Genomic DNA, 11620 nt, shown 5'->3' with positions numbered 1-11620 from the left:
GCTCAAAGAGGAAGGATATAAACCCAGTGAAGAGTTTATCAAAGGAATCGGTAAGGAACACGGTCTGGATGAAAGGCAAACCCATGAAGTCATCCAGCTGTTCGGCACCAAGCCGGAAGAACAGGGCGAACATGAAAGGCAGGCCGCACGTCTGTTGGATGCCGCACAGACCGACAACTTTCATGTCATCCAAGAGATACAGAAAGAAGGGTACCGGCTCACTCAAGAAGACCTTACCCGGATGCGTGAAACGGGTGTGCAAGCCAACACACTGATAGCCGTACAAAAGATTTTCGGGATGGAAGGCAGCACAAAGACACTGGGAGATGTCAAACTGGCCAGCACACCCAAACCCGACAACAGCAAGGAAATGGCCCGTCCGATAGCCAGCACCATCAACCGGGCTTTCAATGACTTATAACCTAAAAAATCAGGAATTATGGATTACGATGAATTAGTACAGAAAAACATTGCAGGAGAAATCAGTGACTTAGAGTTTCTACTTGCACAGGAAGAGCTTGCACAAGCCTATCAAGAAGAGATGGCTGCCAAGCAGCAAGAGACAAACAACCAAACGGCCAGAGAATGGCTGCTTGATTACGAGAACAGAAATCTATACCAATAAATCATGGATACAGCAAGTGATAAAGCATTACAGCGTTTCGCCGAACTGATGATCGAAAAGATAAAGCAGGTGGAAGACAACTGGCAAAAGCCTTGGTTCGGGATAAAGGGTGGGGGACTTCCGCAAAATATCGAGGGAAGAACCTACAACGGAGTAAATTCCTTCATGTTGTTTCTACTTTCGGAAAAAGAGCAGTACAGCCTGCCGGTCTATATGACCTTCATGCAAGCCAAAGACAACGGCCTTAACATACTGAAAGGAGAAAAGTCATTCCCAGTCATTTACTGGAATTTCTCAGTAAGAGACAAGAACGGAAAGAAAATACCTTTCGACGTATATAAGAACCTGGATAAAAACGAGCAGCAGGAATATAAGGTCACGCCGTTTCTGAAGACATACAATGTGTTCAACGTACAGCAGACCAATCTTCAGGAAACGAAACCGGAGAAATGGGAAGCATTGAAGGAGCAATTCAAGATACCGGCCATCAAGGACGAGCAAGGGATGCTCACCGTGCCTCTGATTGATGCGATGGTACGGGAACAGCAATGGATCTGCCCCATTTATTCCAAGGAAGGAAATAGTGCTTACCATGCAAGGGGAGAAGATAACCATATCGTCGTACCCCTGAAGGGGCAGTTTAAGGACGGAGAGAATTTCTACTCCACACTACTGCATGAGATGGCGCACTCGACTGGAGAACCTGAGCATCTGAACCGGGAAAAAGGCGTGATTTTCGGAGACAAGCAATATGCCAAAGAGGAACTGGTTGCCGAACTCACCTCCGCTACCGTCGGGCAAAGCCTGGGAATATCCACCCATATCCGGGAAGAAAATGCCATGTATCTAAAAAACTGGCTGGGAGCCTTGAAAGAAGATCCCAAATTCATCTACAACATCCTTGCCGATGTAGGAAAAGCCAGCAATATGATTCAGGAACATACCGCACGGATGGAACAGTACCTCACACCGGAGGAACGGTTCACGCAGGCCGTCCTGCAAGACAACCGTCCGGTATTGGAGCAGATGAAAAACGAAGGTTTTACCCCTTCATCACGGTTATTGGAAAGTGTTGCGGCAAACCATCCTACAGCCGACAACCTTGAAACGCTACACAGCACTTTCGGCATTTCGCTGCCTTCCATGGAAGCGGAGCCAGCCATGAAAAATATGAATGAGCCACAGCTCGGATTATAAACTTTTAAAAACCATCATTATGTTTACAGGACAAATTATCGGTTATGTCGGTGCGGATGCCCGGCAGAACAAGAACGGAAAAGGATTCAACTTCCATGTATCCACCAAGTACAAGAACGTGAACAACGAGGAACAGACCCTATGGGTATGCTGTTTCGTGAATTACGAGAGTAAAGTCTTTGAGTATCTGAAAAAAGGGACACAGGTATATGTCTGCGGCGATGTGTATGCCGATGTATTCCAGAAGGATGACGGTAGCCACATCCCATCCGTCAGCCTGACCGTCTCACGCATTGAGTTACTGGGAAAGGCAGAGAAAAAAGAGAGCGGTGACGGAACGGCATCCGGACAACCCCAATAACAGCAACGGCCATGGAAAGAGAGAAGAAAGACCTGTCATTCATCCTGATCCTGCTATCCACGCTCATCGGGACAGCCGTACTGTTTCAGTGGGCTATCGTTACGGGATTATACGCTCCACTACGTAATCCGGCCATGTGGGAAAGGCTGATGGAGAAGGATATCCTATTCCGGTTTCTCTACGTTATCCTGATCGGAGGCCTCGCTTTTCTCTTTCCGGTTGGCAAAGTGAAAGACGAAAACAAGAAATGGGTTTACACCAGTATGACACTGGTTACGGCATCCATGCTGGTTGTCGGATTCAGCCGGTTATCAGCGTGGTATAACCTATTTGTATTTCCCATTCTATTCGTAGCGTACACGCTGCTTGTCATCAAGACTCTGCCTTATTTCATCCGGCGTCATGCCCAATCCGATGATAGCATTTTCGGGTTAAGCCGGGAAGAATCGGCTTTCTACTTCCGCTTTGAAACCGCCTCCGGGCCGCTGGTCATCCATAAGCCGCAGCAGAATGTCTATATCGACGGCGGTCCGGGAAGCGGTAAATCAGAGAGCTGGATCAAGGGAATCATCTACCAGTGCGCCGAGCGCAACTATGCCGGATTCGTGTACGATTGGGAGGGTGATCCCACCAAGGACAAGTCACCCATCCTCTCACGTATCGCATACGGAAGCATCGAACATTTCCGGAACAAGGGGATGGAAACACCCCGTTTCGCCTATATCAACTTTGTGGATATGTCACGCACGGTCAGGGTGAACGTACTTTCTCCGCAATACATGTCAAAGGGAAACGAATCGCTATTCATCCGCAATATCATCATGACACTGATGAAGAATCTGGAAGCAAGCTGGAAGGAAAAGACCGACTTTTGGGCCAACAATGCCATCAACTACGTCTATTCAATCGCCTATAAATGTTTCAAGGAAAGGAAGCTTGGTATCTGTACGCTGCCCCATGTGATAGCCCTTGCCCTTTCTGACAGCAACCTAGTATTCCACTGGCTGTCGGAAGATCCTGAAATCGCATTGAACATGTCCTCCATGCTGACCGCCTGGAAACTGGGTGCACAACAGCAGACAGCCGGAGCCGTATCATCCGCACAGACTCCGTTGGTACTCCTGAACAACAAATACATCTTCTGGGTGTTGTCGCCACTTCCCGAAGAAGAGTTCTCTTTGGATATAACCAACAAGGAACACCCAACGCTGTTATGCGTAGGCAATGCGCCCACCATCAAGGAAGCCGTTTCCCCTGCTATTTCCTGCATCGGCAGCGTCTTGATGTCACAGATGAACAATCCCGGCAAAGCGACCAGCATATTCATGGTAGATGAATTTCCGACCATCCTGTTGCAAGGCATTGACACTTTCATCGGAACCGCCCGGAAGCACAATGTCGCTACCATTCTCGCCGTTCAGGACTTCAACCAAGCGGTCAGGGACTATGGAGAGAAAAGTGCCAACATCCTGAAAGCCTCCTGCGGAACGCAGGCTTACGGTATGACCGGAAATGAGAAGACCGCCAAAGACATCGAGAACTTGCTTGGGGAGAAGAAAGAAGCGCAAGAATCTTATTCACACCAAGCCGGTGGCAATAACAGTGTCACGGAGAGCCTGCAAAAAGAAAAAGTCTTAAAGGCAAGGGACATTGCCGGACAAGCAGCCGGACACTTCATTGGCAAGATTGCCGGAGGCAAGCCGCCATTCTTCAGCGTGCAGATGGATATGTGCCGTTTTGAAGAGAAGGAGATACCCCGTTTCTCCTTACCGGTCAAACTGGGCAACGGCAAAGAAGAGATGGAACTGGAAATCCTGGAAGAGATTATCCAGCAGAACTACATCAAAATCATTGAAGATGTCAACGCCATCCTCAAAAAGATAGAGGACAAATTAAAAGAAAAGTCAGCAGTTCCGCCAACCGGGACACACAAGACAGAACAAAAAATCATCCGATAACATTCAACAAAAGAATCCTACCATGAGAAAAATTCATTCATTATTAGCGGCAGCCTGCTTATTGGCCGCTTCATGCAACAAAGAGGAAATCCAATCGGAAACAGACAAAGCCGGCATGTATCACATCACCGTAGCCGTAACCGGTTCCTCACCCAAAGGCAGTGTGCATATATATAATCTTGACGGCGTGAGATTCAGGAACGAACGCACCGGTACCTCCGCAGCTTCCGTAGATGAGAGTTTCACCGATAAAGCGGAATACAGCACGGAAAAGCCTGTCAGCCAAATTACCGTGCAAGGCATTCTCTATTCAAAAGAGAGTGCTATCATCACCATGCAGATAAAAAAAGACGGGGAAAGCGTATTCAACCAGAGCAAACAGTTGGAGGCCGTTCCCGGTATAGACACTACTGTTGATTTGGTTTACAGTACCTTGAAATAAAAATGCAGACGAATCAAAAAACATATACTTTCTCTTCCATATTTAGATGATATTTCTTATCTTTATGAAAGATAATCTTTCTCATTTATAATCTAAGCTCAGATAAAATGAGATTCAACTAATCCAGTCAACGTTATGAAAGTCGATTTCAATCAGATAAAAACAACCATTTCTCTGCCCGATTTCCTGCTGGAACTAGGATGGAAAATCGTGGAAGGCTCTTCCAACTCCTGTCCCAAAATGAGCAACGGAACGCATACCATCGTCATCAAGCGGAACTCGCAGAACCAATACACCTATTGGGACGTGCATAGTGACAGCGTGCGTGGCCGCAGTATCATGGATCTGATGCAGGAACATCTATTTGAAACAACCGGAAAAATGCCGTCCTTGCGCGAGGTGGGGGAGATCCTTCAGAACTACATCAACACCAACCGCATCACGACACCCGAAAAAAGCCGGTATGAAGTAGGTAACACAAGCATGAGAGCGGACGAACTTCAATTCTACTTGAGCCAGCTACAACCCTACAAGGGCAATTATCTCCAGAAAAGAGGTATCCTGAAAGAAAGCATTGAAAGCCGGTTCTTCAAAGACACTTTCTTTATCCGTGAGGTAAAGAACAAAGGGAGTGTTTACCGCAACGTGTGCATCAAGATGTACAATGAAAACGGTGTGCAAGCCATTTCTCAACGAAATGAAACATTCAAAGGGATTATCGGTGGCAAGTTCGACTGTCTGGCGACCAGCAACCATGACAAAAGCCGCCCGATAGACATTCTCTACATTGGGGAGTCATTTATAGACTGTATCTCCCACTATCAATTACGCCATTCCGGAAACGACCTCAATCTTGTATATGTATCTACGGAAGGGACATTCACGGAAGGACAAATGAGGCTATTACGCCTGATTCTTGACAAGAACCAGGTAAAGGAGCTCCGGAGCATCTTTGACAACGACAAACAAGGGCACAAGTACACTCTATGGCTGCATCGTTACTTTCATGGCGATACGACTGATGTCGAGAGCCTGAGTAACGATGAACTCCGCAACAAGGTACGGAAACTGAAGAACGTCGAACTTTCGGAAAACAAGGATTGGAACGATGATCTGAAAATCTCGTGTGGCATCTGTTCCTCCACGGAGGACGGCCAGTAACCTCATAGATTTGCTCCATCACATAATACGACAACCTATAAAATCAGATCAATATGAATATCAAGCATTTATTTTTTTGTATGCTGCTCATTGCCTTTTCCTCATGCAGCAAACCCGGCTATGAGAAGGCCATTGCGGAATGGGTTCAGACAGATTCTCACGGCACCTGGACGGATTTAAAGTTCGAACTACTGGAAGTGTTGGAAACAGAAGACGTCACCGTATCGGACAGCCTGTGCTACCTGAACAACAAAAGCGCACAATTATCCGCTGTCATACAGAAAGCGGAAAGTCCCCGTGCCTTATTCAAACCGTCCTTTTCCGCCTATATGGAAGCCGAAAAAAGCCTGAAAGCAACGGATGCCATGAAAGCCATGTACCTGCACCGTGACAGTACGGAAGTTATCGGCAAGATATTAAAATGCAGGTATGCCATCGTCCAGCCACACTCAGGGGTGCAGCAGAAAAAGACGGCTTCTTTCCTATTGTCCCCCGACATGGAAAAATGTATCGGCAAACTAAAGCCGACAAGCAAATAATCCGAGCGTAACGATGTGTAGCGACAACGTTTTTTGGGGTTCTTTTTTGGGCGTCTTCCAAAAAAGAACTCCCACACATTTAGATGTGTGGGCTATTCATTACACTACCATCCTTTCCCTTATCAACGGTATATTATCCCGTACCAAATTCAGAATCCGGTCATGATAGGCTGATAATTGGTTAGACTTTCCACGACACTGGCACACCTCCATCCTGCTAAGTGAAAACTCCACCGTTTCCATGCGCCTTCCATCCACCGTTGCCGACATTATCAACGAATCTTCTCTCTTATAATAGGCGTTGCTGAATACACAATGATGCAGCAACTTTCCCTCTTTGTAAAAGTCCGAAAGGCTTTCCAATACCCGAACCATAATATTTCCATCCGCAAACGAAAGATTAAAGAAACGTGATTTGGCAGCAATATAGTCTTTTTCATCCTTTTCAGAATATTTTTTCTTACATTTCCCCATCACCCAATCATGCGCTTCTTCTACATTCAACGGACACAAATAATGAGGATTTCTCGCATCCAATTTATTTTCTATCAGCATATCCACATAGTCCAGCCACAAGTCCGCATCATGTATCACATAGTCATGTCTTAAACAGATTTTTACATACGTCCAATACTTATCTATACCGTATTTTCTCTCTAAAAATCTCAAGAACAAATTCATTTGCCCTGCCTTATATAATATCTCCATCCGATTATCAGTTAATAATGTCATAAAGAAGGAACTCGGACAAATATCATAAAAGGCACCCTTAAATCCATTCCTCGTAAGTTCGGGTATCACTTTCATTCTCGGATAGATAACTGCCGGGCAAATATCATAAATACGGTCATGATGCACATTCCGCTTACGCAATTCCAAAGAACTTCCATATATCCATGCATCGTAATAAAATATAGACATGCCCCGCAGCAAAGACAGCGTTTCTGTCTTGCCCTCTTTATTCATCCAACACTGTACCGCCTCAATTATAAAGTAATTAGCCGGAGACCCTTTTTTCAGCCGGCAGTCCACCATAAAAAAACGGATAACTTGATATTGCTTGTATGTAGTAATCACACAAAAATATTCTTTATATACAGCCGTCCTTTTCCTGCTATTCTCCAATTTCAGGTTCATACCGCAATGAGGACATTTACAGTTTTTCTTATCTTCCTTATCCCGCCATGTATGCCCACAATCCAAACAAAAGCAATTCCCCTTTGCATCACGCTTGAAATAATGCACAAAGCAATGTTTATAGGCATAACGCTTTTGAGCCTCTGAAACGGGAGCTAACTTCCTGCTCCCATTCACGATTTCCATTTGTAATTTTGTCTTGGGTTTCATATCAAAAAAGAGTTAACTGGGTTTGTACTTCGGTGTTGTTCTCACGTTTAGCTTGTTGACGCTTCTTCAACTTTGCCAATTCTTCCTCCTGCAATTTTTTGATAGCAGCCTCACGAGCCGCTTTCTTTTCTTCCTCTGACAATTCAACATGATGATTTACGACTACATTACATTTCAATGGGCTACCCACCTCAATATTATCTTCCTGATAATAGTGCAACGCCATACCAAAAATTTCATCATCACTAAAACCACAGCAACCGCTTTTCTTCACTTGGTTTAAAATATAGGTAATGCAATTATCTATATTCTTTGTAGGTTTTTGATAGACTGGAGCAAACAGACTATCCACCGCTGCCATATTATCAAGGTATGCCTTGATGGTACTTTTAAATTGTTCTGACACTTTCATAGTATATCATTTTTAGATTTCATTTCACAATAAGCCAATTTCACGAGAAACAAGGAGAATAGGCAAATAAGAGCCAACAACGTAACCGACACAACCTTTATCGGACTTGGCGTTATTACCGCTCCGACAAACATAGCCACTGCACAAAGAGCGATGATGACCGAAAAAACAAATTGAATGATTTGCATATACTTCTGCTACTTAGTTTGTTAAACTTCTAATTTTATGCTTCAGCTAGATTTAAAGACCTTTTTTTAAAACCCCTTTCCGGGATGGCCTTTTCTTTCTGCCGACTTTTTTTTTGAGCTTTCATGCCCCATCTGAGTTTATGAGCCTTTTTTTTACGGCACACAACAATAAGGAAGGAGGGATTAAGAAAAGTTTTGGACGACAAAAAATGTTGGGGACAGCGAAGCCGTCCGGCGTTATTTTTTTCGGGACAAAGGGCGAAGACCGGAACTCTTTCGTATCCATCCACCGAAATAAATTTGCCGTTCAAAAACAAAGGATCTCAGATGGAGCTATGAAAAAAGCACATTAGGGGAGGCAGAAAACAAGGAAAAGGGCAGTACGGAAAGTAAAACAAGCCATACGGTTTTGCAAGCAAAACCATACTCCTATCTCCCTGCCACAAGTGACAGGGGGGAACGGGTTAGCAACGGACTGCCGGGACAAACGGTAAAAGGAAGGGACTGCAATACGGAAGAAGGAGGTTGTTTCGGCAATGCCGAAGCTCCGGATGATGACCATTGCAATCCCGCCCACGTTTGGAACTTCTCTTTTCCGGTTTACCCATAATCAGCCGCATAGCGGATGATTACGGGTAAACCGGGAATGAGAACAGTCATTCCGATGAAGGGGAGGGTGGGAAAGAATACTGCGTGAACGCAAATTAATGGGATTACCAGTAACTCCAAGCGTTTTTTGCTACTTTTTTGGGGTGCTTGCCAAAAAGTAGCGGACAGCAAAATACCCTCCCTTCCCTAATCCAAAAGAAGGGAGAATGTGCTTCATTGAAGGTATATAGGTTCCGTTCCCTGATTATAACAATACATAGTGTTATTTCTGAAACCATCAAAGCATATATGAAAATCATCGAAATCCTGTTCCGTGGCCAAACGAACCTTATCACTCAACAAAACCATGCATTGTTTATTGACAGATGTAGCCAAAGAGGTAGTACGTCCCGGCTTTATCTCCAATGCCACCACATAAGAAGTCCTTCGTGGATAGATATACCCAATAATTTCCTCATTGAGTACAACCAAACGAATAACATCTTCATTCAAAACGGGAATATTATTAATTTTGCCCATCATTGTTATAATATAAATCAGTTTATAATCATTAAAATACAATATCATTACAAATGATACCTATAATTTTTATAGGTAAACTTTTCCACCGAGACCACCTCATAAAGATAGTCTTCATGGCAAGAAGCCATTATACAGTTCTCACATTCAAGAATAGGATTTATAACTACACGGAATTTAATAGTGCCGTCCACCAGAACAAACTCCACCCGATTAAAGAACCCTTGTAGAGAATGCCCTTCCTTATCCATCAGACGCACTACTTCACCTGTAAAAACAGCCAATTCCTTAGCCTGCCATTTCGCTTTACGCAAACAACTGTTCGCCGCTTTGACGTTCTCATTCACCTCTTTTGTTCTTATTGCTTTCATACCAAAATCCTTTTTACATATTTATCTTGTCAAAAATCAAAAGTCAGCTGCGTAGCCCTTGCGTTGCTCTGAATCGACCTCTTCAATTCAGAATTATCCTCCATTGCATTTTCAAGTTTCCTAATAAAAGAAGTGTCACCTGCTTCCGTTATCTTTAAAATAGGCAACCATACTCCGGCTATCAGCTGTAAATCTATATGATAACTTCTCCAATGCTGCATTGTCAATGTATTCATCCATGCGACTTCACCGGGTACGCTATTCATCATCAGATTGACAACGGTCATCTTTACACAAATCAAATCTATATCCGAGCCATAACAAAAAAGCCTTCCTCCATCATTCTCTTCCGCACATTTTTTTACAGCGGAAAGTAGCATCCTGCCGGAACCACAGCACGAATCACAGACCGACTGTTTAGGTTTCAGCCTATTTCCCCCCATACATGCCATCAAATCAGCAACGTGTATCGGGGTAAAGAACTGTCCGTTATTCCCATGACTGACACACTCCATGAACATATCTCCCAAGACATCGCAAAATCCTTCCGAATATTCAGACACCCTATAAAACATTTGAACAAAAAGTTCCATTTCATATGGCTTATATCTTTTTTCCACTCTACGATAATCCTCCGCCAACATCCCGACAGACAAATAGTAAAGACAAACATCCAAAAAATCCCGAAAGGCTTCTTCATATCCCCGACTGAAAGCAAGCTTTTCATAAAGTTTCATTATCTCCTTTGGTATCATACTTTTCTGACTTCATTATTCACAACATTCTATATTCCTTGTGCCATAGATTTTATCAAAAGCCGCTTTTATCTCCGAGCGATATTTACAGTCCTTCTCAAAACAAAGTTGTTTTGTCCAAAAATCGAAATCAAAACCATCGGTATTATCAATCGTTACAGAAACATAATCAGTCATACCACTCTGACATACAACCGTATGCCGATTTACACAAAAGTGGTCATTTAAAGCAGTTTCTTTTCGGGTAATGCGTTCTACCATCTTATCTATCCACTTCATACTTATAATATTTTATGTAATTGCCCCATTCCAAGAGGCAGTTACGGTTATACTCATTAAAAATCGTTCTCGTTCAAAAACAGCACATCGCCTTTCATCACCATCCAATTAATCTCACTCAGATGATAGCCACAATGCCCACTCAAAAAAATCTCAATCTCTTCAGTGGTCTGCAATCTCCTGTCTGGGCTTATCACCGCAACATTACCGGAATTACAATCCAATACAGCCAGTTTCTCATAAGCCCACTCACCAAACTGGCAGAACTCGATAAAATTGGTATAGGTTATCCGTATGCTATTGTTTGCATCAAATTCAAGGGGTGACTTTGTAATGAATGAACCTGCATGATTCACCACCACAGAGGGGCTAATCTCTGCCAATGAAGATAAGCTGTCATCCCATCTAATCTCATAAAGGAAAAATCCTTTTGGCAATGAATTGCGGTCTATACGATAACTGGAAAAAAGACCGTCTATCGTTTCATTAATAACTAACTGTTCATAATCTCCTTCTAAATAGTGTACTCGTGACATAACTCGTTGTTTTTTGGGATTGTTAAACTTCTAATTTTATGCTTCAGCTAGATTTAAAGACCTTTTTTTAAAACCCCTTTCCGGGATGGCCTTTTCTTTCTGCCGACTTTTTTTTTGAGCTTTCATGCCCCATCTGAGTTTATGAGCCTTTTTTTTACGGCACACAACAATAAGGAAGGAGGGATTAAGAAAAGTTTTGGACGACAAAAAATGTTGGGGACAGCGAAGCCGTCCGGCGTTATTTTTTTCGGGACAAAGGGCGAAGACCGGAACTCTTTCGTATCCATCCACCGAAATAAATTTGCCGTTCAAAAACAAAGG

General features: G+C 43.6%; 15 protein-coding genes and 1 pseudogene. 9 read left to right on the top strand and 7 right to left on the bottom strand.

Going from position 1 to position 11620, the window contains the following annotated elements; all coding sequences use genetic code 11:
- The 8 genes and pseudogenes from ABUA47_RS19475 to ABUA47_RS19440 form a co-directional block, all read left to right on the top strand.
- Nucleotides 1–421 (top strand): annotated as a pseudogene (locus ABUA47_RS19475) (hypothetical protein); the annotation flags it as partial.
- Between the two features lie 18 nt (nucleotides 422–439).
- A complete protein-coding gene (locus tag ABUA47_RS19470) occupies nucleotides 440–625 on the top strand; it encodes a hypothetical protein (RefSeq protein ID WP_005868897.1) in 186 nt (61 codons plus the stop codon).
- Between the two features lie 3 nt (nucleotides 626–628).
- On the top strand, nucleotides 629–1822 hold the full coding sequence (locus ABUA47_RS19465) for an ArdC family protein (protein ID WP_005868899.1): 1194 nt from the start codon (nucleotides 629–631) through the stop codon (nucleotides 1820–1822).
- Entirely contained in the window at nucleotides 1800–2183 is a 384-nt protein-coding gene (locus ABUA47_RS19460; protein ID WP_007564694.1) for a single-stranded DNA-binding protein, read from the top strand. The genes ABUA47_RS19465 and ABUA47_RS19460 overlap by 23 nt, the downstream gene beginning before the upstream one ends.
- Nucleotides 2184–2194: 11 nt before the next feature.
- On the top strand, nucleotides 2195–4141 hold the full coding sequence (locus tag ABUA47_RS19455) for a type IV secretory system conjugative DNA transfer family protein (RefSeq protein ID WP_005868904.1): 1947 nt from the start codon (nucleotides 2195–2197) through the stop codon (nucleotides 4139–4141).
- 22 nt (nucleotides 4142–4163) lie between these two features.
- Nucleotides 4164–4583, top strand: coding sequence for a hypothetical protein (locus tag ABUA47_RS19450; RefSeq protein WP_005868906.1), 420 nt, complete (start codon nucleotides 4164–4166; stop codon nucleotides 4581–4583).
- 135 nt (nucleotides 4584–4718) lie between these two features.
- Nucleotides 4719–5744: a toprim domain-containing protein gene (locus ABUA47_RS19445; protein WP_005868908.1), complete on the top strand. Its 1026-nt coding sequence runs from the start codon at nucleotides 4719–4721 to the stop codon at nucleotides 5742–5744.
- Between the two features lie 53 nt (nucleotides 5745–5797).
- Nucleotides 5798–6283: a hypothetical protein gene (locus tag ABUA47_RS19440; RefSeq protein WP_005868909.1), complete on the top strand. Its 486-nt coding sequence runs from the start codon at nucleotides 5798–5800 to the stop codon at nucleotides 6281–6283.
- A 99-nt stretch (nucleotides 6284–6382) separates the two neighbouring features.
- Here the strand turns inward: ABUA47_RS19440 and ABUA47_RS19435 are convergent, their stop codons facing one another.
- Both ABUA47_RS19435 and ABUA47_RS19430 read right to left on the bottom strand, forming a co-directional pair.
- Nucleotides 6383–7630 carry a PcfJ domain-containing protein gene (locus ABUA47_RS19435; RefSeq protein WP_005868910.1) on the bottom strand — a complete coding sequence of 416 codons (1248 nt, stop codon included), beginning with the start codon at nucleotides 7628–7630 and terminating at the stop codon, nucleotides 6383–6385.
- A gap of 1 nt (nucleotide 7631) precedes the next feature.
- Nucleotides 7632–8042 (bottom strand): PcfK-like family protein, encoded by a 411-nt coding sequence (locus ABUA47_RS19430; protein ID WP_005868911.1) that lies wholly within the window; start codon nucleotides 8040–8042, stop codon nucleotides 7632–7634.
- 597 nt (nucleotides 8043–8639) lie between these two features.
- On the opposite strand from ABUA47_RS19430, the gene ABUA47_RS19425 reads away from it, so the two are divergent.
- Entirely contained in the window at nucleotides 8640–8840 is a 201-nt protein-coding gene (locus ABUA47_RS19425) for a hypothetical protein (protein WP_008782408.1), read from the top strand.
- Between the two features lie 565 nt (nucleotides 8841–9405).
- On the opposite strand, the gene ABUA47_RS19420 is transcribed toward ABUA47_RS19425, so the two are convergent.
- From ABUA47_RS19420 to ABUA47_RS19400, 5 genes are all read right to left on the bottom strand, one after another.
- Entirely contained in the window at nucleotides 9406–9729 is a 324-nt protein-coding gene (locus tag ABUA47_RS19420; RefSeq protein WP_005868762.1) for a hypothetical protein, read from the bottom strand.
- Nucleotides 9730–9758: 29 nt separating this feature from the next.
- Complete coding sequence (locus tag ABUA47_RS19415) at nucleotides 9759–10322, bottom strand: N-6 DNA methylase (RefSeq protein WP_225990576.1); 564 nt, start codon at nucleotides 10320–10322, stop codon at nucleotides 9759–9761.
- Nucleotides 10323–10499: 177 nt separating this feature from the next.
- On the bottom strand, nucleotides 10500–10763 hold the full coding sequence (locus ABUA47_RS19410; protein ID WP_005868765.1) for a hypothetical protein: 264 nt from the start codon (nucleotides 10761–10763) through the stop codon (nucleotides 10500–10502).
- Nucleotides 10764–10819: 56 nt separating this feature from the next.
- Nucleotides 10820–11299 (bottom strand): LPD28 domain-containing protein, encoded by a 480-nt coding sequence (locus ABUA47_RS19405; protein ID WP_005868767.1) that lies wholly within the window; start codon nucleotides 11297–11299, stop codon nucleotides 10820–10822.
- A 36-nt stretch (nucleotides 11300–11335) separates the two neighbouring features.
- Nucleotides 11336–11620, bottom strand: a 285-nt coding sequence (locus ABUA47_RS19400) for a hypothetical protein (protein ID WP_205125559.1), incomplete at its 5' end; no start/stop codon positions are given.

Source organism: Bacteroides sp. RTP31139st1_H2_RTP31139_211217 (genome assembly GCF_040227615.1).
Classification (GTDB): Bacteria; Bacteroidota; Bacteroidia; order Bacteroidales; family Bacteroidaceae; genus Bacteroides; species Bacteroides uniformis.
Note: the sequence above shows the minus strand (reverse complement) of the source record. Positions and strands in the feature narration are given on the sequence as shown.

Excerpts from the sequence above, each read along its gene's own strand:
- ABUA47_RS19470 (WP_005868897.1), top strand. The coding sequence starts at position 440 with ATGGATTACGATGAATTAGTACAGAAAAACATTGCAGGAGAAATCAGT.
- ABUA47_RS19465 (WP_005868899.1), top strand. The coding sequence starts at position 629 with ATGGATACAGCAAGTGATAAAGCATTACAGCGTTTCGCCGAACTGATG.
- ABUA47_RS19460 (WP_007564694.1), top strand. The coding sequence starts at position 1,800 with ATGAGCCACAGCTCGGATTATAAACTTTTAAAAACCATCATTATGTTT.
- ABUA47_RS19455 (WP_005868904.1), top strand. The coding sequence starts at position 2,195 with ATGGAAAGAGAGAAGAAAGACCTGTCATTCATCCTGATCCTGCTATCC.
- ABUA47_RS19450 (WP_005868906.1), top strand. The coding sequence starts at position 4,164 with ATGAGAAAAATTCATTCATTATTAGCGGCAGCCTGCTTATTGGCCGCT.
- ABUA47_RS19445 (WP_005868908.1), top strand. The coding sequence starts at position 4,719 with ATGAAAGTCGATTTCAATCAGATAAAAACAACCATTTCTCTGCCCGAT.
- ABUA47_RS19440 (WP_005868909.1), top strand. The coding sequence starts at position 5,798 with ATGAATATCAAGCATTTATTTTTTTGTATGCTGCTCATTGCCTTTTCC.
- ABUA47_RS19435 (WP_005868910.1), bottom strand. The coding sequence starts at position 7,630 with ATGAAACCCAAGACAAAATTACAAATGGAAATCGTGAATGGGAGCAGG.
- ABUA47_RS19430 (WP_005868911.1), bottom strand. The coding sequence starts at position 8,042 with ATGAAAGTGTCAGAACAATTTAAAAGTACCATCAAGGCATACCTTGAT.
- ABUA47_RS19420 (WP_005868762.1), bottom strand. The coding sequence starts at position 9,729 with ATGAAAGCAATAAGAACAAAAGAGGTGAATGAGAACGTCAAAGCGGCG.
- ABUA47_RS19415 (WP_225990576.1), bottom strand. The coding sequence starts at position 10,322 with ATGGAACTTTTTGTTCAAATGTTTTATAGGGTGTCTGAATATTCGGAA.
- ABUA47_RS19410 (WP_005868765.1), bottom strand. The coding sequence starts at position 10,763 with ATGAAGTGGATAGATAAGATGGTAGAACGCATTACCCGAAAAGAAACT.
- ABUA47_RS19405 (WP_005868767.1), bottom strand. The coding sequence starts at position 11,299 with ATGTCACGAGTACACTATTTAGAAGGAGATTATGAACAGTTAGTTATT.